Below are 26,015 nucleotides of genomic sequence, written 5' to 3'. Positions count from 1 at the left end.
CGCTCACGCGCAATCCGTAGCTGGGGCCCGCATCCCTCGGGGTGCGGGCCCCAGCTGCACGCGTATCCCGCAGCGGCTTTCACCCGCGGGACGACCCGGAGGAATCCGCAGTACCACCACAAGCGGTTCCTCCCTCAGGGCGCAGGCGCATCCTGAAGCGCTGCATCGCAGCGGGCGCCCGGATCTCAAGGTCCCCATCGCTTCACCTATTTCAGCACCTGTGCCCACGGATGTTTCCGTCGGCCGGCTCTGCTTTCTTTTGCCACCGGTCCATACTTGTAATTCTCCATGCCATTCATCGCGGCGGGAATTCCTTGATATGTGCCACATCGAGGAAGGTTCCGCATGAACCGCACGTACACGAACGACCGCTCCGCCCGCGCCCGTGCCGCCGCCGGAAGGGGCGCCAGCGGCCATGGCTCGCGGGCACCGCGTCGTACCGGCGGGCCCGTCCGCTCCGGCGGTTACGGCCGTCGGCCCGCCGCAGTGCAAGGTGAGTTCGCGCTGCCCAGGACGATCACCCCCGCGCTGCCCGCCGTTGAGGGCTTCGCCGATCTCGACATGCCCGAGCAGCTGCTGGCCGAACTCGGCAGGCAGGGTGTGACCGCACCGTTCCCGATCCAGGGAGCGACGCTGCCGAACTCCCTGGCGGGCCGTGACGTCCTCGGCCGCGGCCGCACCGGTTCCGGCAAGACCCTGGCCTTCGGCCTCGCCCTGCTCGCGCGTACCGCTGGGCAGCGTGCTGAGCCCCGTCAGCCGCTGGGGCTGATCCTCGTACCCACGCGTGAGCTGGCACAGCAGGTGACCGACGCGCTGACCCCGTACGCCCGCTCCGTGCGACTGCGGCTGGCCACGGTGGTGGGCGGCATGTCGATCGGCAGGCAGGCCGGCGCGCTGCGCGGCGGAGCCGAGGTCGTGGTCGCGACCCCGGGCCGGCTCAAGGATCTCATCGACCGCGGCGACTGTCGGCTGCACCACGTGGGCATCACCGTGCTGGACGAGGCCGACCAGATGGCTGACATGGGCTTCATGCCCCAGGTCACCGCGCTGCTCGACCAGGTGCGCCCGGAGGGGCAGCGGATGCTGTTCTCCGCCACCCTGGACCGCAACGTCGACCTGTTGGTGCGCCGCTACCTGACCGACCCCGTCGTGCATTCGGTCGATCCGTCGGCCGGTGCGGTCACGACGATGGAGCACCACGTCCTGCACGTCCACGGCGCCGACAAGCACGCCGCCACGACCGAGATCGCCGCCCGCGACGGCCGCGTGATCATGTTCCTGGACACCAAGCACGCCGTCGACCGGCTGACTCAGGACCTGCTCAACAGCGGGGTGCGGGCCGCCGCGCTGCACGGCGGCAAGTCGCAGCCCCAGCGCACCCGCACGCTGGCGCAGTTCAAGACGGGGCACGTCACCGTGCTGGTGGCGACCAACGTCGCGGCGCGCGGCATCCACGTCGACAACCTCGACCTGGTCGTCAACGTCGATCCGCCGACCGACCACAAGGACTACCTCCACCGCGGCGGCCGTACCGCCCGCGCCGGCGAGTCCGGCAGCGTCGTCACCCTGGTCACGCCGAACCAGCGCCGAGGCATGGTCCGCCTGATGGCGGACGCCGGAATCCGGCCGCAGACCACCCAGATCCGCTCGGGCGACGAGGCCCTGAGCCGGATCACCGGCGCCCAGGCCCCGTCCGGCATCCCGGTCGTCATCACGGCACCGGTGGTCGAACGCCCCAAGCGCAGCACCACCTCCCGAGGCCGCCGTCGCCCCGCCTCGGCGACCAGGCGCACCCCCGGACGCCAGTCCGGCTTCGGCACGGTGGCCTAGAACTGCCGTGATCAGGAAGCCGGCCCATCTCTGCAGGAGGCACCTTTTGACGCTGATTCAGACACAGTCCTTGCCCGGCGGACGCCGACCCCGCGCACAGGACAGGGTGGGGGTCATGGACGCGGCCGGACCGCAGGTCTGTGACGACATGAGCGTCGAGGTGACGCTGGCCGTCATGGCCGCCGCCCGCACGGTCCGACTGGTCGTCTGCGACCAGGACGGCCAGTGCACCGGCCTTGTCACCCATGCCGAACTCGCCGCCGTCCGTGACCGCTCCGACTACACGGACCGTGTCCGCCTGCGCGACATCCTCGGCGACCACGGTTCGTTCGCCTCACCCGTGATCACGATGGCCGAAGCCGAGCACGCGATGCGCACCCGTCGGCTCGGTGTCCTGCCGGTGGTCGACGAGCAAGGCAGCGCCCCGGGCATCCTGGCCCTCTCCCGCTGAAACACCTCGCCCCCTGGTCGGACCGTTCTTTCCTTCTCCCTGTGAGGCCACATGCGCTGCGTCATCGCCCGCTTCCCCTTCGAGCTCACCAAGGGCGGCGTGCTGGAATCGATGAAGGGCATCAAGCCCGAACCGGTCACCGGCGAATCGGTGATCATCGGCCGCCGCCACTACCCCGTCAAGCAGGTCGGCCAGGTCATCACGCGCCAGGACCGCCGTGACTTCAGCGCCACCGAAGTCCTGCGGGCCATGGCTGCGCTCGGCTTCACCTGCCGCGCCGTTCCCAAGGCAGCACCCCTGGGCATTCTCAGCCCGATGCAGCACGCCTCCGCGATGCTCGGCACCCCCGTCACTACCTGATCGGGTAAACAGACACGAGCCGACACCTGAGCAGCAGTGTGGGCCCGACCGGTACGCCGGTCGGGCCCACACCGTGTGCAGCGGGTTCCCGTCACCGTTGCCCTGCAGGATCCGGATGACATCGAAGTGCAGACGCGTGGGCGGCCCGTCCTCCTTCACGGGGGCGTCGAAGACGGCGGGCGAACTCGCCCAAGTGAGCGGAATCCCCAGCACAGCCGACACCCTCTGCCTCCACACCACTTCGGCAGCCGGCCACCGGTGATGACAGCGCCACCGGTGGCCGCGGCCAGGGCATTGGTGACGAGCTCGGAGACGACCAGGACCACAGTGTCCGCCGCGTCAGGAGCCACGGTCGGCTGCGGCCCCGGCAATCATCGTGATCATCAGGGTCACCCTGATCTCTGAATCGTCACAGCCGACGCGTGACGGCACCCGCTGCCGTGAGCCCGTGTCTCCGCAGCCCGCGGACTGCTCGAGTCAGGGGCCGTGCTGGTTCGCCACCAGCTGCTCGATCATCCCGGGATCGTCGAAGGCGGCGCAGGGCCTTTTGCCACGCTCGTCAACGGCCGACCTGGGGGCGCCACGGCTGGCACGTCCGTACCGGTCGGTGGTGTTCTCACGAGACGCAGTGTCGGCCGGTGCCGCCGACGGCAGCCGCGGCGCAGGCGGCGACGTCACGCCCAACCCGCCATGCCACGCGGTGGTGGGTCACTGTGAGAGCCGGCCAGAGCCTCGCAGCTGCTCGAACCATGGGGACCGGTCGAGGCGGACTGGTCGAGGCGGAGTACCTCATCCTCCAGCGCGCGGAAATCTATACTCGCTGGAGTAGACATTGGCCGACGCTGTGGTTACGATTTCTGTCGTAGTCGAGATCAGGAGAGGCCCGGCAGAGATGAACTGCCGGGCAGCAGTACGCATTGGCATGACGGTGCGGTGGTGGAGTTCCGAAGCCAGAGTGGTCGCAGGACGGCGACGGGACTGACGACCGGACCGGGTGGCCCGCAGTGATCAGGGGCCGCCATGAGCAGTACCGCAGTGGCAGTACCGGTAAGTGAAGGTTCGCAGTACCCAGCAGTGAAGTCAGTGAGCAGTACCTCGGTGAAGGCGTCGGCTGCGGGCGCGCGCACCGGGAAGTTCGGCAGTGGGGTTCCAAGCCAGAGCAGACGCAGGACGGGCGACGGGGCTGGCTGTCGAAGCGTGGCGCTGTTCGAGGCCACTAGTGGTTCGCGGTATCAGCAGTTGCTGTTTCCGTTAGTGAGTAGTTGATCAAGAGGGAAGAACGGAGGAGCCGAGCGCCATCAGGATCGCCCGGGTGGAAGCCTTGGACCCGGGTACCGCAGGACATCGATAGTGAGGTGGTCTCCGGTCGAGCAACCGCGATCCCCGCGCCCCCGACAGCGTCTCCGTCGGGTCTGCGGAAACACAGGGCCGGTGCAGTATCAGGGCCGGCAGATGGTGTAGTAGTTCCTTCGGGGCCCTGGTGCCGGTACGGCGCCAGGGCCCCTCCACGCGTTCCAGAGAGGTGCGATGACAGCAGACGACACGTTCGGCCGTCTCGATGACGACGACTACCCCGCCTACACCATGGGCCGGGCCGCCGAGATGCTCGGCACCACACAGGGCTTCCTGCGCGCCATCGGCGAAGCCCGCCTCATCACCCCGCTGCGCTCCGCGGGCGGACACCGCCGCTACTCCCGCTACCAGCTGCGCATCGCCGCCCGCGCCCGGGAACTCGTCGACCACGGCACCCCCATCGAGGCCGCCTGCCGCATCATCATTCTCGAAGACCAGCTCGAGGAAGCCCAGCGCCTCAACGCCGAATACCGCCGCGCCACCGAATCGGCGGACCCGACCGCAGCAGCGTGAGACGAGCGTGCCCGTCCGCGTCGGCGGGCACCGCACGCATGGTCTGCCGTGCGGTGTGATCGTTTCCTGTGGTGACGCGGCGTGTGGGCGTGTAGCGTCTGCGTCAGCTGTCGTGGTTCGGAACTCCCCCTTGCCCACGCCTTCGGTGTGGGCGTTTTGCTGTGCTGTGCCGCAGGGACCAGGGCGATCACCTCTGCCTTCCACATGGAGTGGTAGGCGTTCATCGACTGGAAGGCATCAGACATGGCAACGGGAACTGTGAAGTGGTTCAACGCGGAGAAGGGTTTCGGTTTCATCGCCCAGGACGGCGGCGGCCCGGATGTCTTCGCGCACTACTCCGCGATCAACTCCACGGGATTTCGTGAGCTCCAGGAGGGCCAGGCCGTGACGTTCGACGTCACCCAGGGCCAGAAGGGTCCGCAGGCCGAGAACATCACCCCGGCCTGACCTCACAGACCCGCCCGAGGGATCGCGTACACCGCGTCCGGTGAGCGCCGCCTGTGTGGGCTTTGCCGCCCACCGGGCGAAGCGCCTGCTCTCGTGTAGGGCGTGCACGATCAGGGGCCGCGCAGCCATTGCTGCGCGGCCCCTGATCTGTTGAGACGGGTGTGACCTCGGCCGAACTTCCCGACCTCAGTTGCTTCGAGCGTCGTCCGGTTCGGGCGCCGCATGCCCTGCGCCTCTGTGCGCGCAGTTTGGAGCAGTAGACGATCAGGTGCTCGTCCAGGCGGCGAGGAAGGCTTGCCGTCCATCCGGATCGTCCCGCCTGCGGTCCGCATGCAGAACGCGCCAGGCGGTGAGCTCGAGATCTCGGAGCCACAACTCGCCGATGACCTGTGTCTTGAGGTCGGGCAAATGGTCGGACTCGGCGAGGGCTTGACCGATCACCTCCCCGGCCGCCACGCGCTGGGGCGGAGTCATCTCATCGACGGCCGAGAGGATCTGCCTGGCCAGGGCGGTTCCCTCTCCTTCCAGAGAACGCAGCACCTGAGCCTTCATGTTGACCGGTAGCAGGTACGCGGTGCCCGACGACCTCCACAGGTCCGACCAAAAGCGTTCGCCTGCCTCGGTGGGGGCAGGCAGCGCGGCCAGCAGCCCGAGGAGATGACCGGTGGCCGCATAGCCGTCGGAGTGGGCCGCTGCGACGACTGCGATGCCGGCGACGCCCTCCACATCGAGCCGGCCGGCCTCGAGATGCGGAGCCAGGTCCAGTTGGTGTTCCAACTGGTCTGCGAGGGCGGTGGATACGTGAGGGCGGATCTCAGGAAGCATCGGCGATCCTTGCGCGTAGGCGAGCGGAGATGCCCGGTCGGAAGCTCTGATCTTTCCCATGGCCGGCCGTTCTACTCGGCTTGGGCGGGCCCAATCGGCGGGAGGTTCGACGGGGCTGGAGTTCACGCGGTGGCGAGCCGGCCCGGGCCCGGCGATGACCCGGGGGTCCTGGACCGACCTTTTATGGATGCTGCCGGAGTGAGGTCTTTTAGCATGACCGCATTGCTGCCAGTGACGCCCAGTCGCCCGAGGGAGAACGAGAAGCTGTGTCCCGTGATGCCGCTGAAGTCGAATACGGTCACGTCGCCTCAGCGCGTGGAGAGCGCCGTGAAGACGGGCTACCCGACGGATCGCAAGGCGGACACGCAGGGGAGAAGGCTCACTCGGTCTCCGCCCTGGCGGAACGGGCGGCCGACCTCGCCGAACCGATCAAGCCTAAGTTGCGTGGCTGGCTCCATGCCGGAATGGTCCCCGCCGCACTGATCGCTGGCGTCGTACTCGTCTGCCTGGCCCGTACTCCGCAGGCAGTCCTGGCCTGCGCCGTGTACTCGGTCACCGCCTTGCTGCTGTTCGCAACGAGCGCCGTCTACCACCGTGGCACCTGGGGACCACGGGGCGAGGCTCTTCTACGACGACTCGACCACGCCAACATCTTCCTGATCATCGCCGGCACCTGCACCCCCCTGGCCGTGCTCCTCCTGCGGCCTGAACAGCGTTCCATGCTGCTGTGGATCGTATGGACTGGGGCATTGGCCGGCATCGTGTTCCGGGTCCTGTGGGTCGGAGCTCCGCGATGGCTGTACACCCCGTGTTACCTGGCCCTGGGGTGGGCGCCGGTGCGCTACCTGCCCGACTTCCTGCACACCGGCGGAGCAGCCGTAGTCGTCCTGATCGTTGTCGGCGGTCTCCTCTACAGCGCGGGCGCGGTCGTCTACGCCCTGCAGCGGCCCGACCCTTCACCCGGCTGGTTCGGCTACCACGAGGTCTTCCACGCCCTGACCGTGGCAGCCTTCACCGCGCACTACATCGCCATCTCCCTGGCCACCTACTGACCGCGACGGCGTCCGGGCTTGCGCCGCTGTTCACACGCGCTGCCGCGTGCTGCACCGCGAACGGGCCAGGCGGTGGCCGAGGCATCGGTCCGTGGGGCCCGCAGCAGCGGGGACCGGAGAAGGCCCGAGTCATGGTCCGGGAATGCTCTGCCTCGTCCGCGATGGGGCGGAGGCGTCGGTGAGGCCGGCACCGGTGTCGGCGTCCCGCCGGGAGTGGGCGACGCCCTGCCAGTCCAGGCACATGACCGTCGCGTCGTCCTGCAGGTGACCGTGGTGGGCGTCGACGATCGCCGCGATGAGGGTGCGGGCGGCCTCGCGGGGGTGGAGCGCGCGCGTGCGCACGATCAGGTCGGGCAGATCGAGGCTGCCTGCGTTGCGCTCCGGCATGCCGTCGGTCAACATCATCAGCCGGTCGCCCGGCCGCAGGTCCAGCGACTGCACCCGGTAGCTGCGAGGGGCAGGGAAGCCGAACGGCATATCGATCTTCGGAGCGATCTCCCGCACCTGTCCGTCCCGCCTCCGCAGCGGCCAGGGATGCCCGGCGTTGACGAACTCCGCCTCGCCGTCGATCAGGCTGATCCGCAGAAGCTGACCGGTGACGTAACCCTGGCGGCCGTGCTCGCGCATGGCCCGGTCTGCCTGGCGGCCCCTGTTTGGCCAGGCCGGCGCCGGCCCGCCGGGCCCGGCGCAGCGCGCCTCGCCCACCAGGAGGGTGGCCAGCAGCGCGGCGTCGACGTCGTGACCCATGGCATCGGTGACGGAGAGCTGGACCGTGTCCCGGTCGATCACGTAGCCGAAGGTGTCACCCCCGACATGGTCGGCCGGCTCCAGCGCCCTGGCCACCGCGAACCGCGCAGCCTCACACGCCAGCGACGACGGCAGCAGCCGGTGCTGGATCTCCGCGGCCAGGCTCAGCGGGACGGTACGGCGGCCCTACACGTCGGTGTAGGACCGGTTCGCGATGACGATGTACGCCAGGACGTGCGCGGTCTCGCCGATCTCCCGCATCACCTCCGCGTCCGGCGCCCCGCGCAGGAACAGTTCGAGGAGCCCGATGGCGTCCCCGCGGTTGGTCACGGGGCCGACGACCCGCACCAGCGCGCCCTAACCCTTGTCCTCCACGCTCGGGCGCTGGGTGCGGATCACGTCGTCGTACAGGTGGGTGGCTGCTGACTCCCGTGCCCGGCCTCGATGCCGGCGAGACCGTGAACGGAACCGGAAACCATGCCGCCGGGGCTCAGGCGTCGATGATGACGGGGATGATGAGGGGCTTGCGGCGGTAGGTGCGGAAGGCCCAGTTCGCCACGGCGCGGGCGACGAGCTGTTCGAGCTGGTGGGCGTCCCCGACGCCTTCCTCGGCCGCGGTGGCCAGGGTCTTCTCGATGACGGGGATGACGGGCTCGAAGGTGGTGTCGTCGTGGACGAAGCCGCGGGCCAGGAAGTCGGGGGCCTCGGCGAGGGCGCCGGTGTCGGCGTCGACGATCGCCACCACCGTGACGACGCCCTCCTCCGCGAGGGTGAGGCGGTCCTTGAGGGACGCTTCGGTGGCGCCGCCGACTTCCATGCCGTCCACGTAGACGTTGCCGGCGGGGACCTTGCCGGTGATGGACGCGCGCCCGTCGACCAGGTCGACGACGACGCCGTCCTCGGCGATGACGACCCGTTCGGGGTCGACACCGGTACGGATGGCGAGGTCGCCGTTGGCCCGCAGGTGGCGCCATTCGCCGTGCACGGGCATGACGTTGCGGGGCTTGACGATGTTGTAGCAGTAGACGAGTTCGCCGGCGCTGGCGTGCCCGGAGACGTGCACCTTGGCGTTGCCCTTGTGGACGACGTTGGCGCCCCAGCGGGTCAGGCCGTTGATCACCCGGTAGATGGCGTTCTCGTTGCCGGGGATGAGAGAGCTGGCGAGCAGGACGGTGTCGCCCTTGCCGATGCGGATCATATGGTCGCGGTTGGCCATCCGCGACAGCGCGGCCATCGGCTCGCCCTGGGAGCCCGTGCACACCAGAGTGATCTTGTGGTCCGGGAGCTTCTCCAGCTCCTTCGTGCTCACGACCAGACCGGAGGGGACCTTCAGATAGCCCAGGTCACGGGCGATGCCCATGTTGCGGACCATCGACCGGCCGACGAAGGCGACCTTGCGGCCGTGCTGGTGGGCGGCGTCCAGGACCTGCTGGATGCGGTGCACATGGCTGGCGAAGCTGGAGACGATGACCCGGCGCGGCGCGGTGCGCATCACCTGCTCGATCGCCGGGTTCAGCTCCCGCTCGGAGGTGGTGAAGCCGGGTACCTCGGCGTTGGTGGAGTCGGTGAGGAACAGGTCCACGCCCTCCTCGCCGAGGCGGGCGAAGGCGCGCAGATCGGTGATGCGGTCGTCGAGAGGGAACTGGTCCATCTTGAAGTCGCCGGTGTGCAGCACCATCCCGGCCTGGGTGCGGATCGCGACCGCGAGGCTGTCCGGGATGGAGTGGTTGACCGCCACGAACTCGCAGTCGAAGGGCCCGAAGCCACGGCGGTCGCCCTCCCGCACTCGCACCGTGCGCGGCCGGATGCCGTGTTCCTTGAGCTTGGCCTCCAGGAACGCCAGCGTCAGCTTGGAGCCGACGACGGGAATGTCGGACCGCTCGCGCAGCAGGTACGGCACGCCGCCGATGTGGTCCTCGTGGCCGTGGGTGAGGACGACGGCCACGATGTCGTCCAGCCGGTCCCGGATCGAGGTGAAGTCCGGCAGGATCACGTCCACGCCGGGCTGGGTCTCCTCGGGGAACAGCACGCCGCAGTCGACGATGAGCAGTTTGCCGGCGTGCTCGAAGACGGTCATGTTGCGGCCGATCTCACCCAGGCCGCCCAGGGCGATGACCCTCAGCCCTCCTTCGGGCAGGGTAGGGGCGGCTTTGAGGTCGGGGTGTGGATGACTCATACCTTGACGTTACCCGCAGAGCGGAACGAGATGATCTGTTGCTCCTGACGCAGTTGGTAAATGATCTCAACGAGTTCGGGCCTCAGCCGCATCCAGGCACGGGAGGTGCGGATCTCTTCGCCGACCCGGTGCATGAACCAGCGCATGACCTCGTAGGGAACTTCGACGTGTGGCTCATGCGGGTTCAAGCACACCCTCGGCTCCCGGGCCGGATCCTCGTCGGGGACGATTGCGGTCACGAGATTCCGTTGCCCGGCCACAAGGTCCAGTTCCAAGTATCAGGCGTCATCGGGCACGGAGTACATCACGGTGATCGTGTAGTCGCCGTCGGGGTGTCGGAACGCCATTGCCGCATGCTGTCACGCTGGGCCGAGGGCGTGCCTCTCCCATTACGCGACCCGTTCCCGGGCCCATACGAGGATGGCGGTGCGGTGGAGTGCTGCCTGACAGACGATGGCGAGCTTGTCGGTTCGCATGGCCAGGCCCCGCCACTGCTTGAGCCGGTCGATGCATCGCTCGACCGTGTTGCGCTGCTTGTATGCCTCGGCGTCGAATCCGGGCGGGCGGCCACTGGTGCGCCCTCGGCGCAGACGGTGACCGACCTGGTCGGAGGGCTGGGGGATGACAGCTCGGATCCCGCGGCGGCGGAGATGCTTCCGGATCGCGCGGGACGAATACGCGCGGTCCGCCAGGACGGCCTCCGGTCGAGTCCTCGGTCTCCCGGGACCACCACGCGGAACAGGATGCCTGCCATGACGGCCTCGAAGGCCGGCGCGCCTCCTGCCTGGCCTCCGGTGACGCGGAGGGACAGCGGCCGTGCACGGCTGTCGCTGGCGAGGTGGACTTTCGTGCTCAGGCCGCCGCGGGAGCGACCGAGCGCATGGTCGTCAGGTTCGGTCCGGTCCTGCGCCCCTTTTCCTGGCACTGGCGGCGTGCTCGTGGGCGCGGCAGACGCGTGGAGCCCCCGACACGGCCCAGCTGATGTCGTCGGCTGCTGCCAGGAGCGCAGCCAGGATCCGTTCCCAGGTACCGTCCACGGCCCACCTGATCAGCCGTTTGTGAGCGGTCTGGAACGGACCTAGCTCATCCGGCAGGTCCCGCCGGGGCGAGCAGTGAAGTCGGTCCGGAGCGCGGTCCCGCCTCTCGGGCGGGCCGTTTCTCCGGACCGCTTCCCGCACCCGCCGTGCGCCTTTCAACGCAGCGGGCGCTCCACAAGCCCCGTAGTCTCGCTCGGGGTGCTTCTCATCCTGTGATCGGCCATGGCGAGGGGACCACTGTGCCCCGGTATCGGTAGCGCCTGGTGCGTACCGTCGCCGGATCGAGCAGCTCTCGTTCTTCGCTAGCCGGCCACCATCCTCCGCCGCAGAACCGTCGACGGAGCTCCTTCCAGGTCATCCGAGGGTGTTTTCGTCGTAGCCATCCGATCACCCTGGCCCAGGTATACGAGCTGAGGTAATGGAACGTGGAACTGGACACTCCCGGCGAAAGTATGCGCACCAGCCGCGCAGCATCCGCACGCCCACCACCGGCGAACTCGCCTACTCTCGCTGCTTCTCGCCCGTCCTGGTGCCCCGGGCCACCCTGTCGCGTCGTCGGCTCAAGATGGCGGGTGGAGACCTTCGAGTCCGGAAAGAGCCTGGCCTGACTGGACAAACACCGGGTCCGCCGCTTCACCTCGTGGTCGCGCACCGGCTCCGCTGGTCCGCCTGGCGACGCCGTCACCAGGCCCGAGCCCAGGCCAGTCATATGCCCGTGAGTTACCGACTCGGTCGGGCACGTCGACCTCGACGAACGCGAAGTTGTCGACGGTCGGCGCGCCGTGCGAACGGCGCACAGATGGACCTGGAGTGAACGGGTGCTCATGGCGGTGCCTTTCGAGTCAGTGGCTGGCTGCGGGCACGGCCCGGATGCTGATGTCCTGCACATGCGCCTCCCGCGTGGCGGTCACCGCGGTGAGTACGGCCGCCGCGACGGATTCCGGCCGCAGGTAGTGCTCCGCCACGTACTCGGCCCCCTCCTGGGCGCGGATGGACCGCTGCATGTCGGTGGCCACCCGGCCGGGGTAGACCGTGGTGACGCGCAGGCTGGGTTCCTCGGCGCGCAACGCGTCCGCGAAGGCCCGCTGGGCGAACTTGCTGGCCGCATAGGAGCCGCAGTTGGGGTAGGCGTCGAGTCCGACACTGGAGTTGATCAGCACCACCTGTCCGCGCGCGGCCCGGAGGGCGGGCAGCAGCAGCCGGGTCAGCTCGGCGACCGCGATCACGTTGACCTCCAGGGTGTCCCGCCACACCTGGGCCGGGGTCCGGGCGACCGGCCCGAGCGTGGCGACACCGGCGCTGTGCACCAACAGGTCCAGGCGCTCGATGCCGGCCACGGCCGCGGCCATGGCGGCATGGTCGGTCAGTTCCGCGGCGAAGGGCCGCGCGTGCGGAAGCCGGGCCGCTCGGTCTCGCAGTAGGACGTCGTCGCGACCGCCCAGCAGCAGGTTGTGGCTGGGGGCGAGGGCCGAGGCGATGGCCGCCCCGATGCCGCGGGACGCCCCGGTGATCAAGGCAAGTGGCCGCATGATCCTTGTCCTCCGCTCAGTAGGGGCCCTGGAAGCCGGCGGTGACAGTCTCCAGGGCGGGCAGTCCGGACCTGGTCGTGTCGCACACCGCCAGGCAGGCCTTGACGATCTCGGTGGCGCTGGGGTTGAACGCCTCCTCCAGCGGCCATGAGACGGGTGCCGGGCAGTCAGGTGGCGTGACCCTGCGGACCGGGGACCGCAGCGCCTCCGGAATCCGCTCGGCCACGACGGCGGCCACCTCGGCGGCGAACCCGTAGCGCGCCCAGCTCGTGTCGGCGACGACCAGCCGGCCGGTCTTGGCCACCGACTCGCAGATGATCGTGTCGTCCAGCGGCCGGATGCTGCGGACGTCGACGACCTCGACGCTGATGCCCTGGGTGGACAGCTGCTCGGCGGCCCGCTCCGCCTCGTACACCATCAGGGAGGCTGCCACCACCGTGACGTCGGTGCCCGCACGGGCCACCCGGCCGACGCCGAACGGGACGGGGGTCATCTCTTCCGGCACCTCGCCGGTCAGCGGATAGAGGGTCCGGTTCTCGATCAGTATCGTCGGGGTGTCGCTGGTGAGCGCCGTGATGAGCAGCCCCTTGGCGTCCGCGGGCGTCGCGGGCGTCGCGACGTGCAGCCCCGCGTAGTGGCCGAAGGTCGCGTGCGGGCTCTGGGAGTGGGTGGCGCCCTGCCCCCAGCCGCGACCCACGACTCCCCGCATGACCACGGGTGCGCCGCCCTTGTCGCCGCCGTACATGTACCGCCACTTCGCGGCCAGGTTCACCAGCGCGTCCATGGCCAGGAACATGAAGTCCGCCCTGGTGTGGACGACGAGCGGCCGCATGCCGGCCACCGCGGCGCCGACGGCGAGGCCGGCGGTCGCGTTCTCCGAGTTGGGGACGTCCACGACCCGGTCGGGACCGAACCGGGCGAAGGCCTCCTTGGTCGTGCCGTAGGTGCCGCGGAAGTCATCCACCCCCTCGCCGACGACGAGGACACGCTCGTCGGCCTGCATGCACTGCACGGTCGCTTCGGAGATCGCCTGCCAGTAGGTGAGCGTCCGCATGTCCAACTCCCTTTCCACGCCTCGGTTCACGGTCATCGGCCCACGGGCAGGTAGGCGCCGTCGAGCAGGCCCGCCACGTCGGGGAACGGCAGCTCCTTGGCGTACGCCACCGCGGCGTGGATCTCCTCCTGCGACTCGGCCTGCCACTGCCGCACGAGATCGTCGATCCCGGGTTCCTCGGCGCGCACCTCGGTCACCGCCCGCTGGATGGGGCAGCGCTCGATCCAGGAGTCGATCTCCTGCTTCGACCGGTATCCGTGGTGGTGGTCCCAGCCCGGGCCGACATGCTCGCGCCAACGGTAGGTCGCCAGTTCCAGCAGGTACGGGCCGTTGCCCGCCCGGCAGTGGCGCAGTGCGGCCGCGGCGGCCTCGCGCACGGCGAAGACGTCGTTGCCGTCGACGGCGGCGGCGCGCACCCCGGCCGCCTCGGCCCGGCCGCGGATCGAGGTGCCGGCCGGCTGTCGCGCCGTCAGCGGGGACGAGATCGAGTACAGGTTGTTCTCGCAGACGAAGACGACCGGAATCCGCTGCACCGCCGCGATGTTCAGCGACTCCGCGAAGACGCCCTCCTCGGTGGCGCCGTCACCGAAGAAGGTCAGCGCCACCCGGGATTCGCCGCTGCGGGCGAACGCCCAGCCGGTGCCGACCGCCACGGAGATCATCTCGCCGAGAATGGCCCCGGAGCCCGCGAATCCCACCGACTGGTCGATGACGTGGATCGACCCGCCCCGGCCGTGCGAGCAGCCGTCCTGCCTGCCGTACAGCTCTGCCACCAGCGCCCGGAGATCGCCGCCCTTGGCCAGATACGGGGCGTGCGTGCGGTGCGCCGCGTACACCCAGTCCCGTGGTGTGGTCGCCGACAGCACCCCCACCGCCGTGGCCTCCTGGCCGATCGAGAAGTGGATGGCAGTGCGCATCTCCTGCTCGTCCCGGTAGTAGTCGGCGAGAACCTCCTCCACCACACGGATGCGCACCATCTCGCGGATCAGCCGCGTGCGGTCGGATGTCATGGTCGAGCACTCCTCGCGTAGTCGTGGCGCCGGCACCGCTCAGTACCGGCGGCTCTGTCGCCAGTAGCCGGCCGACGCCGGTGCGGGACGCCGGCGCAGCGGGTCCCCGAACAGCCGGCCCAGTAGGCCCAGCACCAGCACCAGCAGATAGGCCAGCAGGAGCAGCAGGGTCAGCAGGGCATGCCTGGCGAATGTCATGGGGCGGGGCCTTTCTGTGCCGGTCGGTCAGTCGAGGGGGATCTGGCCGCGCCAGTCCGTGTCCTCGTGCCACGGCGGCTGGTCGGACTTGAGCAGCAGGAAGCGGCCGATCGCCAGCGCGTCGATGTCGGTGCGCATGAAACAGCGGTAGGCGTCCTCGGGCGTGGCCACGATGGGCTCGCCGCGCACGTTGAAGGACGTGTTCACCAGCACCGGGCAGCCGGTCCGGGCGTGGAACTCGGTGAGCAGCCCGTGCAGGTCCGGGTCCGTGTCCTGCGCGACGGTCTGTACCCGGGCCGAGTGGTCGACGTGGGTGACGGCCGGGATCTGCGAGCGCCGCACCCGGAGCAGGTCCAGGCCGCGCAGGTGCTCGGTGCCGGCCTGTTGCAGCCGGCGCTGCTCGGCCACCTGCGCCACGATCAGCATGTACGGGCTGTCCTGGCGCAGGTCGAAGTACTCGGTGGCGTGCTCGGCCAGCACGATCGGCGCGAAGGGCCGGAAGGACTCCCGGAACTTGATCTTGAGGTTCATCGTGGACTGCATCTCGGCGTTGCGCGCGTCGCCCAGGATGGACCGGCCGCCCAGGGCCCGGGGCCCGAACTCCATCCGGCCCTGGAACCAGCCGACGACCTTGCCCTCGGCGAGCAGCCCGGCGACGGTGGAACGCAGCTCGTCGGTCGCCAGGCGCCGGTACGGCAGCCCCTGGGCGTCCAGATAGACCTGGATCCGATCGTCGTCGTAGCCGGGGCCCAGCCGGGCGCCCCGCATGCCGTCCCCGCCGGAACCGAGGTGGTCGCGCGGCCCGTTCGCGGCCAGCAGCGCGGCCCCGAGCGCTCCGCCCGCGTCGCCCGCCGCCGGCTGTACCCAGATCTCGTCGAACAGCCCGCTCTCCACCAGCTTGCCGTTGGCCACGCAGTTGAGTGCCACCCCGCCGGCCAGGCACAGCCGGCGCTCCCCGGTGTGCTCCCGTGCGGCGGCGGCGAGGTTGAGCATGATCTCCTCGGTGACCAGCTGCACGGACGCGGCGAGGTCGAACTCCCGCTCTGTCAGCGGCCCCTCCGGCTCGCGGCGCGGCCCGCCGAACAGCTCGGCGAACCCGCGCCCGGTCATCACCTGGCCGTAGAGGAACTCGAAGTAGCCGGTGTCCAGCCGGAAGGAGCCGTCCGGCCGGATGTCGACCAGCTTCTCCCGGATCAGCGGCGCGTACACCGGCCGGCCGTACGGTGCCAGGCCCATCAGCTTGTACTCGCCGGAATCCACCTTGAAACCGCAGAAGTAGGTGAACGCCGAGTACAGCAGCCCCAGGGAATGGGGGAAACGCAGCTCCCGCAGCGGTTCGACGCGCCGGTCCCGACCGTGCCACAGGGTCGTGGTCGCCCACTCGCCGACGCCGTCCACGCACAACACGGCCGCCGACTCGTACGGGCTGGGCAGAAACGCCGAGGCCGCATGCGATTCGTGGTGCCGGAAGCGCCGGATCGGCGGCACGGCACCGAGATCGAGCCGGGCCAGCTCGTCGCGGACCACGCCGAGCGTGCGCAGCTTCCACCCGAGCCACTCGGGCATGCTCTGGCGGAACGAGCTCCACGCCCGCGGGGCCGTGGCCAGGTAGGTGGCCAGCACCCGGGAGAACTTCAGCCGCGGATCCTCGTAGTAGGCGATGACGTCGACGTCGTCGAGTTTCCGGCCGGCCTCGGCCAGACAGGACGCGACCGCGAGGGCCGGGAAGCCCGCGTCGTGCCGGCGCCGGCTGAACCGCTCCTGCTGGGCGGCGGCGACGATGTGCCCGTCTTCGACGACGGCGGCCGCACTGTCGTGGTAGTAGGACGAGATGCCGAGGGCAGTGGTGCTCACGGGTCCAGCTCCTTATCGCCGACCGATCTCTGCAGTGAGTGCGCCGTACACCCTGGCCGCCAGCCCCTGCGGCGGGCTCAGGGAGCGGTACCCGCCCCGGATGCGCTGCCACACGGCGTCGGTCGTCCGCCGCCCGGCCGGGTCCGGCTGTTCGGCGAGGAACGTGTCGATCGCGTCGACCGCCCATGCCGAGTGCCCCGTGGACACGTTGTCGATGGTGTTGTGCAGGTCGACGAACTGGGTGCTGAACCCGTGGTGGCGCAAAGCCACCTGGGCGTCGCGATAGCTGCCGCCGACCCCGGACAGCTCCATGGCCAGGTTGAGCCCGAGGATCTCCGGGGCGAAGGTCTGCGGGAACTTGGCTATGCACAGCCAGAACACGGGCAGCGCGAAGGAACGGTCGTCGAACCCGGGCCACGCGGCGAACTCCTCGGAGTCCGTCGGCGGCAGCTCGACGCCCATCTCCCGGAGCAGGTCCCGGTAGATCTTGGGGTGGTTCTGCCGCCAGATCCCGTTGCCCAGCTCGTCCCAGTAGGTCTGGAACAGGAAGTGCCCGGCGGGGGAGGAGGCCAGCCGGTAGTCGGTGTAGCCCTGCAGCCAGCCGCCGTCGATCAGGATCAGCGGTGCCAGCTGCAGCGTCGACTCGACCAGCTCCTCCCGGCTGGGCAGCGGCGTGTCGCGGGCGACCCAGGCCGCGCCGTGCCGGTCGTGTTCGGCGGCCAGCCAGCCGCGCAGCCCGTTGTCCGGGTCCCAGCGTGCGGGCAGCCCCCGTTCCGCCTTGTCCATGCGGAAACGCGAGCGGGCCAGCCAGCGCCGGACGTAGCGGTGGGCGAACTGCCGCAGCCCGGGGGGCTCCGTCCGGCTGAGCAGCGCCCGGTAGGCCGATCGCGCAGTGGGCCGGCCGAAGTCGCCGGCGGCCGGCGCGTGGGCGGGGCGGGCATCGATCTTCGTGTCCGACCGGTGCCAGGAGCACTGCGCGACGCGCAGACGCCGGTGCCGCTCGTCGGCGTCCTCGCCGGCGCCGAGGGCCGATCCCTCCTGCGGCAGGTGCGTGATCCAGTCGCGGAGCAGCGCGATCTCCTGCTCGGTGAAGACGCGGAACATGCGTCCCTTCTCACCGATCAGTCCGCACACCAGCGGGCTGCGGTCCGGCTCGCCCGGCCGCACCAGCGTGCTGCGGGCCAGCGCCCGCAGGAATCCGCTCGGCCCGGCGTCGACGTCTGCGAACCATTCCGCCAGCGGACGGCCCTCCAGCGGGAACTGCCCGTGGTACACGGAAGCCTGCCGGGCCCGGTTCCAGATCAGCCGCCACACCGGGTAGTCCGGGTGGGTCGCCAGCCGCGTCTCCCGCTCCAGTGCGTCACACCACAGCGCCAGTTCCTCGGCGGCCCAACGGAATCCATGGCGCACCCGGTCCCCGTCACCGCGATCGGCAAGCGCCTGCGCCGCCGCGAGGGCCAGGTCCAGCGGGACCGGCTCGTCCGGCGTCCGGGCCCGGCCCAGGTCGAAGGTGTCGACCGGAACCGGGAGGTCCCCGGGTGCGAGCGCGGCCAGCGGCGGGAGCACGCCGACCGCGCGCAGGCACAGATCCGCCCCCACGAGCTCGAGGCGGAACCGGTCGGGCAGCCGACTCATCGTCAGCAGTACGGCGGGCAGTCGGAAGCTGAAGCTCTCGACCTGGTCGCTCGCGGCGAGCCGGGGTCCGGGCATCTCGTCCTTGAAGCGGTGAGCTCGTAACACCGCCCGGTACGCGCTTCCCCTGTCCGCCAACGGATATCCCACCCCGAGGTCGGAGGAGTAGAGCCGCAGCAGGGTGAGCGTCAGCTCGCTCTCCGCGTTGCCCGCGCTGGACAGCCACTGCAGCCAGGCCCCGGCCGACAGTGCCAGCGGAGCGCAGTTGCCGAGCACACAGCGCAGGCCCGACGCCCGGTGCGGACTGTCCAGCACGGAGCGGAAGCCCTGCCTCCGTTCGGATGCCCATCGGCGCGCCTCGTCCACGAGACCGGCCAGGTCCCGCTCCGGCTCGTCCCGTCGACCGGCGGCCGGGTCGATGGCCGCGCGGACCATCGGCAGGTCCGTGTCCGGTGACGGGCAGGCTTCGGGATTCAACGCCCGGGCGTACAGCGCCCGGTATTCGACGTTCGTCACAGCTTTCCCCCAGGCCGAAAGTCAGCTCAGAACATCGGGTAGATCGAGCTGTCGTTCCTGCGGCTTTTCTTACGCCGCCGGAACCAGCGTTTGATCGTCTGCCACATCAGGACTCTCCTCGTGCTCCGCCGGGCGTCAGCATTCCGCTGATGGCCGCCGCCAACCGTTTGTTGCCCGCGTCGGTGATGTGCGCCTGGTCGATGAACAGCCACTCGTCGCCGCCGAGCAGTGCGCTGGCGTCGAGGAAGGAGATGCCTCTCCGGGCACAGACCGCCGCGAGCCGGTCGCGGTAATCGCGGTAGACGTCGTCGCCCAGGATCGGAGTGAACATCGTCCAGAGCGCGGACCGCTCGACGTTCACCTCGTCGATCAACAGTTCCTCTTCGGGCGACAAGGTCTTCTTCGTCCACGTCGCCGTCGGCTGGAGCATGAAATGCACCTTCGCGCCGGTCGGCGCGGCCAGTTCCAGCAGCCGGTCGAGATCGCGCGCCTGTATCTCGGCGGCGAGTTCGGACCGGGCGAGCGGACTGAGCGTCCGGTCCGGTCCCGGTTCGGCCCCGGTCAGCCGCCGGGCCAGTCGGCCCACCGCCCACTTGGGCTGTTGGTAGTACTTCTTCAGATCCGGATTGCCGAGCTGGGTGAAGAACTCGCCGGAGAAGAAGAACTGGCCGTAATCGCTGCCGGCCTCGGGCAGCCCGGCCACCACCAGGTTGTTGAGCCCGGCCAGCACGACGATGTCCCGGATCCGCGGCAGTTGGTGCCGGTGCAGCAGGAAGACCAGCAGCTCCTGGGTGGAGTTGAAGGCGGACGCCGCCAGGTTCAGCCACGGCGGCGAGCCGGGCTCCCGCGCCAGCAGCGAGGGGATGGTGTTGGCGTCGCCCACCGCGCCCCAGCCGAACGCGGGCGAGGCGCCCAGCATCACGCTGACCTCGCCGGACGGGCGGTCCTGGAGCAGTGAGTAGCGCTGGTTTCCGACCTCCGTCGGCCGGAAGCCGCCGGAGTCGGTGGTGAGCACGGGGGACTGGTAGCCGGCCCGGCTGAAGAACATCAGGTAGGGCAGCCAGCGCATCTCACCGCTGGCGAACTCCTCGTAGTGCTTCATCTGTGGGGCGAGTTTCGCCTGCTGGTCCAACGCGGTTCTCTCCTTGACGACGCCGATCGGGACGCTCCGGCTGCCGATCGGATGGTGACGGTTGCGACGTTGACGGGACCCGTTGTGCGCGGAGGTTCGCGCGCGGTGGGCCCGCGTCGGTCACCGGGGCAGCGTGCCGAACAGGAAGCCGTCCGGTTCGTCGGACACCGGGAACTCGATACCGGCGTCATCGCCCACGGCGCTGAACTCCTCGTACAGCGACACGCCCAGGGCGAGCCCCCGGTCCATGACGGAGTCCAGCCGGACCTCCCAGCCTGCGGCCTTCAGCCGGGCCGGCGCGGCCTGCCGGGGTTCGGTGTTCCAGTTGACGCTGCCGATGTCCGCGCCCAGCGTCGCGGTCGTGTCGGTCAGCGCCGTGTGCTCGGCGAACCAGTGGATCAGTTCCGCCGGCATGTACTGCATGGCCAGTCGGCTGCCGGGCGCGGAAAGCTTGTGGACGGCGGTGAACAGGTCGGCCTCGCCCTGCGCGGAGAGGTAGAGCAGGATGCCCTCCGCCACCCACGCCGTCGGCCTCGTGGCGTCGAACCCGGCGCCGCGCAGGGAGAACTCCCACTCGTCCCGCCGGGGATCGACGCCGACCACGTGCCGCGCGCAGCGGGGTTCCGCGTGGGCCTCGCGCAACACCTTGTCCTTCAGGTCGAGCAGGCCGGGCTGCTCCACTTCGTAGAAGTCCATTTCGGACGGCCAGTCCAGCCGGTAGGCGCGCGTGTCGAAGCCCGGCGAGAAGATCACCGCCTGGTCGACGCCCGCCGCGTTCGCCGCCAGCAGGAAGTCGTCCATCACCCGGGCCCGGATGCCGCCGAACCGGGAGGCCACCATGGCGCCCGCCGCACCGGAGCGTTCGAGCTCGTCGACCTGTGTGGGCAACGTCGTCGGTATCCGCACAGCGTGCACGAAACGGGCTGCCAGCGGGTCGTTGATCAGCCCGTCGGGGCGATCCGACTCCACCGCGCGTGCGGAGCAGTTGACCACGGCGCTGAGGCCGACGGTGTCGGACACGGTCCAGTCGGCATGTTCCTCAGACATCTGTTCTCCCAAAAGAAATCGCGAGTACCCGGCTGATCCCGGAAGACCCGGAGACCGTATGGACCCGACTGGACTTATTCCTTCGGCCACCGCAGATCGGTCCTGCGCGGGGCCGTGGTGGCCGTCATCGGTGGCTCATTGCGGAGCTCTCTCTCGAACTGGAAGAAGCAAAGGGTTCCTCGGGCGTCGCCCGCCTGCCGGCACCGACTTCCCGGGGTCTGCGCTGCGTCTCTGCCGTCGTGGCGCCGGAGCCGGTCTCTTCATCGGCGTGTCGCGTTCGCCCGAGCGCGTTCAGCCGGGCCAACTGGTCATCGGTGAGAACGAGGTCCGCCGCCGCGACGTTCTCCCTGAGATGCGCGGGCGAGCTGGTGCCGGGAATAGGGATGACCGTCGGGGAGCGGTGCAGGAGCCACGCGAGCGCCACCTGACTGGCAGTCGCCTCCAGTTCGGTGGCGATGTCGGTCACAGGGCTTCCCTCGGCCGCGAGTTCACCGCGGGCGATCGGCAGCCATGCGACGAACGCGATCGAGTGCTTCTCGCAATACTCGATCACCTCGTCGTTGTGCCGGTCGGTCAGGTTGTACAGGTTCTGCACGCTGGCCACGGTGATGTGCTCATGGGCCTCCTCCAGTTCCGCGACGGTGACCTTCGACAGCCCGATGTGCCGGATCTTTCCTTCATCCTGCAGTTCCTTGAGCGCGCCGAACTGCTCGGCCGCCGGCACCTTCGGATCGATCCGGTGCAGCTGGAAGAGGTCGATGCGGTCGAGTCCCAGCCGGCGCAGGCTCAGCTCGGCCTGCTGGAGGAGGTACTCCGGTCGGCCGCACGGCACCCACTGGTCGGGACGGGGCCGGCACTGTCCGGCCTTTGTCGCGATCACCAGGCCGTCCGGGTACGGGCGCAGTGCCGCGGCCAGCACTTCCTCGCTGCTCCCCAGCCCGTAGGAATCGGCCGTGTCGATGAAGGACACACCGAGGTCCACGGCCAGCCGGGCCATGCTGATCGCCGCCTCACGGTCTTCCGGCGGACCCCAGTGCCCCGGGCCGGTCAGCCGCAGGGCGCCGAATCCCATCCGGTGAACCGCAAGGTCGCCACCCAGGGAGAAGGTGGTCCTGTCGGGCTGCGCCATTCGTTCCTCCTGAACGACGTCCGTGAACTCAGGTGGGGCACGTGGTGACCTCGGTGCGGGCGTGCCGGTGACGGCGGCTGTGCCGCAGGGGCTGGGCGCGCCGCCTCCGGCGACAACCCCCGCGACCCCACCCGCCACCAGGTCGTGGTGGACGCCGGCCCCCGCCCGGCCGGGCCGCCGGGACGGCCTTCGCCATCCGGACAGGGGAGATCCCCTGATCAGGGGGCCAGCGTGGAGGGCACCCGCTCGTCGGCTCTGCGGGTCACCTCGTGTCCCCGCTCCAGGGTGACCCGGACGATGTCGCAGACCCGCCGGATGTCCTCACGGGAGACGGTGGGACCGGTGGGCAGGGCGAGTACCTTCTGCGCGAGCCGTTCGGTGTGCGGCAGGGTGACCGGCCGCTCCGAGCGGTAGGGCTCCATCTCATGGCAGCCGGGGGAGAAGTACCGCTGGCACACCACGTTCTCCGCTCTGAGCACCCTGTCCAGCAGGTCACGGTGGACACCGGTCACCGCGGCGTCCACCTCCACGATCAGATAGTGGTAGTTGTTGCGCTCGGCACGGTTGAATTCCATGACCTTCAGCCCGGCGACACCAGCGAGTTCCGACCGGTAGTCGTCGTAGTTGGCCTCGTTCCGGCGAACCGTCTCCTCGAAGGCGTCGAGTGAGGTCAGGCCCATCGCGGCGGCGGCTTCGGTCATCTTCCCGTTGGTGCCCGCCTCCGTGGACACGCGTCCCTGGGCGAACCCGAAGTTGTGCATCGCGCGGACCCGTTGGGCCAGTTCCTCGTCGTCGGTCACCACCGCGCCGCCCTCGAAGGCGTTCACCACCTTGGTGGCGTGAAAACTGAACACCTCGGCTTGCCCGAAGCCACCGATCGGCTGCCCTTCCGCCGTGCAGCCGAGCCCGTGCGCGGCATCGTAGAACAGCTTGACGCCGTGATCGGCGGCGACCTTCGCGAGCTGGTCGACCGCGCACGGACGACCCCACAGATGGACGGGAACGATCGCACTGGTGCGAGGGGTTATCGCCGCCTCGACCAGTGCGGGGTCCAGGCAACTGGTGGCCGGGTCGATGTCACAGAAGACCGGGGTCAGACCCAGCCAGCGGAATGCCTGGGCGGTCGCCGGGAAGGTCAGTGACGGCATGATGACCTCCCCGGACAGATCCGCGGCGCGGGCCAGCAGCTGGAGGGCGACGGTCGCGTTGCAGGTCGACACGCAATAGCGCACGCCGGCCAGCTCCGCCACCCGCTGCTCGAACTCCCGCGCCAGCGGTCCGCCGTTGGTGAGCCACTGGTGGTCCAGCGCCCAGTTCACGCGATCGAAGAACCGGGCTCGGTCACCGACGTTGGGCCGCCCCACGTGAAGCGGTTGCAGGAATGCCGAAGGACCGCCGAATACAGCGAGGTCACCGACATTGCGTTTCAATGGTCATACCTTCCCGGTGCGTGCGAAAAGGTGCACCCGGCAGCGGCCGGCACAAAGGATTCGGACGTGCCGAAGAGACAGAGACCGCAGTGCACGACACTCTCCGTCGCGCACGTTCGAGAGAAGCGCACGGACTCGATCAGTGCGCGCGGCGCCAGTAGACGCCTGTCACGTCCACCGTCTCGATCGGTTCGTCGATGCCGTGTTCGCTCCGGTAGTCATGGACGGCCTGCTTGCACGCCGGGATCAGGTAGTCGTCCACGATCACGAAGCCGCCCACGGAGACCTTGGGGTAGAGGTTGACCAGCGCGTCCATGGTCGACTCGTACAGGTCGCCGTCCAGCCGCAGGACCGCGAGCTGATCGATCGGCGCATTCGGCAGCGTGTCGGCGAACATGCCGGGCAGGAACTTGACCTGGTCGTCCAGCAGGCCGTAGCGAGCGAAGTTCTGCCGCACCTGCTCCTCGGAGCAGCTCAGCACCCAGTTCAGGTTGTGGAACTCCATGGCCTGGTCGAGCGGGTGACTGTCCTCGGACGTCACGGGGACACCGGCGAACGAGTCGGCGAGCCATACGTTCCGGTCTTCCACGCCGTGCGCCTTGAGGAGCGCGCGCATCAGGATGCAGGCGCCACCGCGCCACACGCCGGTCTCGATGAAATCGCCGGGAACGCCGTCCCGGAGCACCTGCTCCACACACTTCTGGATGTTGTCCAAGCGGTGCAGGCCGATCATGGTGTGCGCGACCGTCGGCACGTCCAGACCTTCGGCCCGGTGGCCGGCGTCGAACGTCCCGTGGTCGACGGCCGAGCCGGGCGCGTCCGGACGCATGCTGTCCGCCAGATCCTTGTCCAGGACGTTCATCCCGACCGGGAAAGTCGGGTGATCCCCATAAATAGTGTTCGTCACGACACGTTTCATGAGGTCCACGTAAAGCTCGTGAGTCGGCACAGTCACAATGTCCCCCAGCTGGAGAATCAAGCAGAGAAATAAATTCTTCAACCGACCCTAACGGCTATCCGGGAGGGGGGCAAGGATTCATCTCGGCGGTATCGGTAAATGCACGGCTATGCGGAGCGGCAGGCTCGGGAATTCACCCCCGACGGGGTGACGCTGTCAGAAATGCGCCTGTTTCTCGTCGGTTCTCCGTGCACTGTCCATTGTTCCACTGCCGTGCGGCTCATAGCAATCTTCGGCAGGTCGATTCAGGCCGGCTCAGGCCGTCGCGGTCACGTCACCGCAAGAAACCGCGCGTGTCCCCCCAGCCCGCGGCGACATCCGCCTCGAGCTGGTTGAGCCGTGCCGTGACCACTTGGTCGAACCCGTCCATGAAGTACTCGTCACCGTCGTGCGGCGCTATCCGGCGGTCGTCGTTGACGAACCGCTCGACCACCTCCGCCAGGGAGGTGCCCGGCCCCACCCGGCCTGCGATGTAGCGGTCTGCTCCGTCGAGATCCGGGAACCCGGCCTCCCGGTACAGGTACACATCACCCAGGAGGTCGACCTGCACGGAGACCTGGGGATGCACGGACGGGCGCATTGTCCCGGGCCTGATCCTCAGCAGTTCGGCGTCCGCGCCGGTCCTCAGGCTGTGCAACGCGTAGCCGTAGTCGATGTTCAACGTGGGGGTCCGGCGGCTCACCTGCTCCTCGAAGGCGAGGAGTCCTTCCTGGAGTTCCGTGCGCTCGGCCTCGGACAACCTGCCGTCTCCCCGGCCGCTGTAGTCCTCGCGCACGTTCAGGAAGTCCACTGGCCGGTCCGGCGCCGCCTCGTTGAGCTCGGCGATGAAGCCGACGAGGTCGAGCAGGCGATGCACGCGCCCGGGCAGCACGATGTAGCTGAGCCCGACCCGTATCGGGCTCTCCCGCTCGGCACGTAGCTGCTGGAAGCGTTGCAGATTGGCGCGGACCCTGCCGAAGGAGGCCCGCTTGCCCGTGGTCTCCTCGTACTCCTCGTCATTGAGCCCGTACAACGATGTGCGCACCGCGTGCAGATCCCACACCCCGGGCTGTCTGGCCAGCGTCCGCTCTGTGAGCGCGAAGGAGTTCGTGTACACCGTCGGGCGCAGGCCGCGGGCCGCCGCACGACTGCTGAGCGCGCCCAACCCCGGGTTGGTCAGAGGCTCCAGGCCACCGGAGAAGTACATGGCGTACGGATTGCCGGCCGGTATCTCATCGATGACGGACTCGAACATCGCGTTACCGGACTCCAGCGCCGACGGATCGTAGCGAGCGCCGGTCACACGGACGCAGAAGTGGCAGCGGAACATGCAGCTCGGCCCCGGGTACAGGCCCACGATGTAAGGGAAGACCGGCTTGTGCGCCAGTGCCGCGTCGAAGACTCCCCGCCGCTCCAGAGGCAGCAGGGTGTTCTGCCAGTACTTGCCCGCCGGCCCGGTCTCCACGGCGTGCCGAAGCTGGGGGACGAGACCGAAGAAGCCGAGGAGACGGCTGAAGGAAGCCCGGTCGACGTCCAGCAACCGGCGGACGTCCTCGAGGGGAGTGAACGGGTGGTTCCCGTAGTGCTCGGCCAGCTGTACGAGCCGGCGGGCGACCGCCGGGGCCTCGTCAGCGCCGACGTGGCCGTCGGCGGTCAGGGCGCGCCGCACCGTCTGGACCGCTGCCGCGAGGTCGGCGCCGGGGCGAGCGCAGGCGGCGACCGGATCGGCCGGGGTGGAGGCTTGAGACGTCATCCT

Annotated in this window: 22 protein-coding genes and 4 pseudogenes; 7 read left to right on the top strand and 19 right to left on the bottom strand. The window is 69.4% G+C overall.

Features of this window, described 5'->3' with window-relative positions; translation table 11 throughout:
• The first annotated feature begins 345 nt into the window (after nt 1–345).
• The 3 genes from ACZ7KF_RS39090 to ACZ7KF_RS39080 are packed head-to-tail and all read left to right on the top strand — an operon-like array spanning nt 346 to nt 2,641.
• Nucleotides 346–1,830, top strand: a complete 1,485-nt coding sequence (locus ACZ7KF_RS39090; RefSeq protein WP_471086572.1) for a DEAD/DEAH box helicase — start codon at nt 346–348, stop codon at nt 1,828–1,830.
• 46 nt (nt 1,831–1,876) lie between these two features.
• Nucleotides 1,877–2,281 (top strand): CBS domain-containing protein, encoded by a 405-nt coding sequence (locus ACZ7KF_RS39085; protein WP_471086569.1) that lies wholly within the window; start codon nt 1,877–1,879, stop codon nt 2,279–2,281.
• A 51-nt stretch (nt 2,282–2,332) separates the two neighbouring features.
• The gene (locus tag ACZ7KF_RS39080) at nt 2,333–2,641 is read left to right on the top strand and encodes an SCO5918 family protein (RefSeq protein ID WP_471086566.1); all 309 of its coding nucleotides are present in this window, start codon (nt 2,333–2,335) and stop codon (nt 2,639–2,641) included.
• Nucleotides 2,642–2,913: 272 nt separating this feature from the next.
• Here ACZ7KF_RS39080 and ACZ7KF_RS39075 read toward each other — a convergent pair.
• A pseudogene (locus ACZ7KF_RS39075) lies at nt 2,914–2,991 on the bottom strand (ATP-binding protein); the annotation flags it as partial.
• A gap of 1,177 nt (nt 2,992–4,168) precedes the next feature.
• On the opposite strand from ACZ7KF_RS39075, the gene ACZ7KF_RS39070 reads away from it, so the two are divergent.
• Together ACZ7KF_RS39070 and ACZ7KF_RS39065 are read left to right on the top strand one after the other, a co-directional pair.
• On the top strand, nt 4,169–4,507 hold the full coding sequence (locus tag ACZ7KF_RS39070; RefSeq protein ID WP_189557667.1) for a MerR family transcriptional regulator: 339 nt from the start codon (nt 4,169–4,171) through the stop codon (nt 4,505–4,507).
• 243 nt (nt 4,508–4,750) lie between these two features.
• A complete protein-coding gene (locus ACZ7KF_RS39065; protein ID WP_030212004.1) occupies nt 4,751–4,954 on the top strand; it encodes a cold-shock protein in 204 nt (67 codons plus the stop codon).
• A gap of 264 nt (nt 4,955–5,218) precedes the next feature.
• Here the strand turns inward: ACZ7KF_RS39065 and ACZ7KF_RS39060 are convergent, their stop codons facing one another.
• Nucleotides 5,219–5,779, bottom strand: a complete 561-nt coding sequence (locus ACZ7KF_RS39060) for a hypothetical protein (RefSeq protein ID WP_471086560.1) — start codon at nt 5,777–5,779, stop codon at nt 5,219–5,221.
• A gap of 395 nt (nt 5,780–6,174) precedes the next feature.
• Between ACZ7KF_RS39060 and trhA the strand changes: the two genes are divergently transcribed.
• The gene (gene trhA / locus ACZ7KF_RS39055; protein ID WP_471086615.1) at nt 6,175–6,831 is read left to right on the top strand and encodes a PAQR family membrane homeostasis protein TrhA; all 657 of its coding nucleotides are present in this window, start codon (nt 6,175–6,177) and stop codon (nt 6,829–6,831) included.
• 129 nt (nt 6,832–6,960) lie between these two features.
• Here trhA and ACZ7KF_RS39050 read toward each other — a convergent pair whose 3' ends face one another.
• The 5 genes and pseudogenes from ACZ7KF_RS39050 to ACZ7KF_RS39030 all read right to left on the bottom strand — a co-directional run.
• The gene (locus tag ACZ7KF_RS39050) at nt 6,961–7,674 is read right to left on the bottom strand and encodes a PP2C family protein-serine/threonine phosphatase (protein ID WP_471086555.1); all 714 of its coding nucleotides are present in this window, start codon (nt 7,672–7,674) and stop codon (nt 6,961–6,963) included.
• A gap of 90 nt (nt 7,675–7,764) precedes the next feature.
• Complete coding sequence (locus ACZ7KF_RS39045) at nt 7,765–7,908, bottom strand: hypothetical protein (protein ID WP_471086552.1); 144 nt, start codon at nt 7,906–7,908, stop codon at nt 7,765–7,767.
• A gap of 160 nt (nt 7,909–8,068) precedes the next feature.
• Nucleotides 8,069–9,754: a ribonuclease J gene (locus tag ACZ7KF_RS39040; protein WP_471086550.1), complete on the bottom strand. Its 1,686-nt coding sequence runs from the start codon at nt 9,752–9,754 to the stop codon at nt 8,069–8,071.
• A gap of 41 nt (nt 9,755–9,795) precedes the next feature.
• Nucleotides 9,796–10,029: pseudogene (locus tag ACZ7KF_RS39035) on the bottom strand (hypothetical protein); the annotation flags it as partial.
• A gap of 114 nt (nt 10,030–10,143) precedes the next feature.
• Nucleotides 10,144–10,866: pseudogene (locus ACZ7KF_RS39030) on the bottom strand (IS5 family transposase); the annotation flags it as partial.
• A gap of 400 nt (nt 10,867–11,266) precedes the next feature.
• On the opposite strand from ACZ7KF_RS39030, the pseudogene ACZ7KF_RS39025 reads away from it, so the two are divergent.
• Nucleotides 11,267–11,500, top strand: a pseudogene (locus tag ACZ7KF_RS39025) (IS701 family transposase); the annotation flags it as partial.
• A 133-nt stretch (nt 11,501–11,633) separates the two neighbouring features.
• Here the strand turns inward: ACZ7KF_RS39025 and ACZ7KF_RS39020 are convergent.
• The 12 genes from ACZ7KF_RS39020 to desII all read right to left on the bottom strand — a co-directional run bounded on the left by ACZ7KF_RS39020 (nt 11,634) and on the right by desII (nt 26,012).
• Nucleotides 11,634–12,320: an SDR family oxidoreductase gene (locus tag ACZ7KF_RS39020; protein ID WP_471086547.1), complete on the bottom strand. Its 687-nt coding sequence runs from the start codon at nt 12,318–12,320 to the stop codon at nt 11,634–11,636.
• Between the two features lie 16 nt (nt 12,321–12,336).
• Entirely contained in the window at nt 12,337–13,374 is a 1,038-nt protein-coding gene (locus ACZ7KF_RS39015; RefSeq protein WP_471086544.1) for an alpha-ketoacid dehydrogenase subunit beta, read from the bottom strand.
• A gap of 32 nt (nt 13,375–13,406) precedes the next feature.
• Complete coding sequence (locus tag ACZ7KF_RS39010; protein WP_471086541.1) at nt 13,407–14,384, bottom strand: thiamine pyrophosphate-dependent dehydrogenase E1 component subunit alpha; 978 nt, start codon at nt 14,382–14,384, stop codon at nt 13,407–13,409.
• A gap of 39 nt (nt 14,385–14,423) precedes the next feature.
• A complete protein-coding gene (locus ACZ7KF_RS39005; protein WP_181384401.1) occupies nt 14,424–14,582 on the bottom strand; it encodes a hypothetical protein in 159 nt (52 codons plus the stop codon).
• A gap of 27 nt (nt 14,583–14,609) precedes the next feature.
• Nucleotides 14,610–16,436 (bottom strand): carbamoyltransferase family protein, encoded by a 1,827-nt coding sequence (locus ACZ7KF_RS39000; RefSeq protein ID WP_471086538.1) that lies wholly within the window; start codon nt 16,434–16,436, stop codon nt 14,610–14,612.
• A 12-nt stretch (nt 16,437–16,448) separates the two neighbouring features.
• On the bottom strand, nt 16,449–18,584 hold the full coding sequence (locus tag ACZ7KF_RS38995) for an iron-containing redox enzyme family protein (RefSeq protein ID WP_471086535.1): 2,136 nt from the start codon (nt 18,582–18,584) through the stop codon (nt 16,449–16,451).
• A 106-nt stretch (nt 18,585–18,690) separates the two neighbouring features.
• Nucleotides 18,691–19,716, bottom strand: a complete 1,026-nt coding sequence (locus ACZ7KF_RS38990) for an IopA (protein ID WP_471086532.1) — start codon at nt 19,714–19,716, stop codon at nt 18,691–18,693.
• Between the two features lie 120 nt (nt 19,717–19,836).
• Nucleotides 19,837–20,763, bottom strand: coding sequence for an SAM-dependent methyltransferase (locus tag ACZ7KF_RS38985; RefSeq protein WP_471086529.1), 927 nt, complete (start codon nt 20,761–20,763; stop codon nt 19,837–19,839).
• A gap of 124 nt (nt 20,764–20,887) precedes the next feature.
• Nucleotides 20,888–21,892 carry an aldo/keto reductase gene (locus tag ACZ7KF_RS38980; RefSeq protein WP_471086528.1) on the bottom strand — a complete coding sequence of 335 codons (1,005 nt, stop codon included), beginning with the start codon at nt 21,890–21,892 and terminating at the stop codon, nt 20,888–20,890.
• 218 nt (nt 21,893–22,110) lie between these two features.
• Complete coding sequence (locus ACZ7KF_RS38975) at nt 22,111–23,322, bottom strand: dTDP-4-dehydro-6-deoxyglucose aminotransferase (RefSeq protein ID WP_471086526.1); 1,212 nt, start codon at nt 23,320–23,322, stop codon at nt 22,111–22,113.
• 139 nt (nt 23,323–23,461) lie between these two features.
• Nucleotides 23,462–24,241, bottom strand: coding sequence for a TylF/MycF family methyltransferase (locus tag ACZ7KF_RS38970; RefSeq protein WP_471086524.1), 780 nt, complete (start codon nt 24,239–24,241; stop codon nt 23,462–23,464).
• 313 nt (nt 24,242–24,554) lie between these two features.
• Nucleotides 24,555–26,012, bottom strand: coding sequence for a dTDP-4-amino-4,6-dideoxy-D-glucose ammonia-lyase (gene desII / locus ACZ7KF_RS38965; RefSeq protein ID WP_471086522.1), 1,458 nt, complete (start codon nt 26,010–26,012; stop codon nt 24,555–24,557).
• Nucleotides 26,013–26,015 lie beyond the last annotated feature (3 nt).

The sequence above is a fragment of the Streptomyces sp. NPDC038200 genome, from assembly GCF_055600785.1.
The sequence above is the reverse complement of the archived record's forward strand: the minus strand, read 5'-3'. Positions and strand labels throughout refer to the sequence as shown.

What these genes read in the sequence shown, in the direction of transcription:
- ACZ7KF_RS39005 (WP_181384401.1), bottom strand. Translation starts at nt 14,582, where the DNA reads ATGACATTCGCCAGGCATGCCCTGCTGACCCTGCTGCTCCTGCTGGCC.
- ACZ7KF_RS39065 (WP_030212004.1), top strand. Translation starts at nt 4,751, where the DNA reads ATGGCAACGGGAACTGTGAAGTGGTTCAACGCGGAGAAGGGTTTCGGT.
- ACZ7KF_RS39080 (WP_471086566.1), top strand. Translation starts at nt 2,333, where the DNA reads ATGCGCTGCGTCATCGCCCGCTTCCCCTTCGAGCTCACCAAGGGCGGC.
- ACZ7KF_RS38985 (WP_471086529.1), bottom strand. Translation starts at nt 20,763, where the DNA reads ATGTCTGAGGAACATGCCGACTGGACCGTGTCCGACACCGTCGGCCTC.
- ACZ7KF_RS39020 (WP_471086547.1), bottom strand. Translation starts at nt 12,320, where the DNA reads ATGCGGCCACTTGCCTTGATCACCGGGGCGTCCCGCGGCATCGGGGCG.
- ACZ7KF_RS39060 (WP_471086560.1), bottom strand. Translation starts at nt 5,779, where the DNA reads ATGCTTCCTGAGATCCGCCCTCACGTATCCACCGCCCTCGCAGACCAG.
- ACZ7KF_RS39090 (WP_471086572.1), top strand. Translation starts at nt 346, where the DNA reads ATGAACCGCACGTACACGAACGACCGCTCCGCCCGCGCCCGTGCCGCC.
- desII (WP_471086522.1), bottom strand. Translation starts at nt 26,012, where the DNA reads ATGACGTCTCAAGCCTCCACCCCGGCCGATCCGGTCGCCGCCTGCGCT.
- ACZ7KF_RS39010 (WP_471086541.1), bottom strand. Translation starts at nt 14,384, where the DNA reads ATGACATCCGACCGCACGCGGCTGATCCGCGAGATGGTGCGCATCCGT.
- ACZ7KF_RS39015 (WP_471086544.1), bottom strand. Translation starts at nt 13,374, where the DNA reads ATGCGGACGCTCACCTACTGGCAGGCGATCTCCGAAGCGACCGTGCAG.
- ACZ7KF_RS38980 (WP_471086528.1), bottom strand. Translation starts at nt 21,892, where the DNA reads ATGGCGCAGCCCGACAGGACCACCTTCTCCCTGGGTGGCGACCTTGCG.
- ACZ7KF_RS38970 (WP_471086524.1), bottom strand. Translation starts at nt 24,241, where the DNA reads ATGAAACGTGTCGTGACGAACACTATTTATGGGGATCACCCGACTTTC.
- ACZ7KF_RS39070 (WP_189557667.1), top strand. Translation starts at nt 4,169, where the DNA reads ATGACAGCAGACGACACGTTCGGCCGTCTCGATGACGACGACTACCCC.
- ACZ7KF_RS39040 (WP_471086550.1), bottom strand. Translation starts at nt 9,754, where the DNA reads ATGAGTCATCCACACCCCGACCTCAAAGCCGCCCCTACCCTGCCCGAA.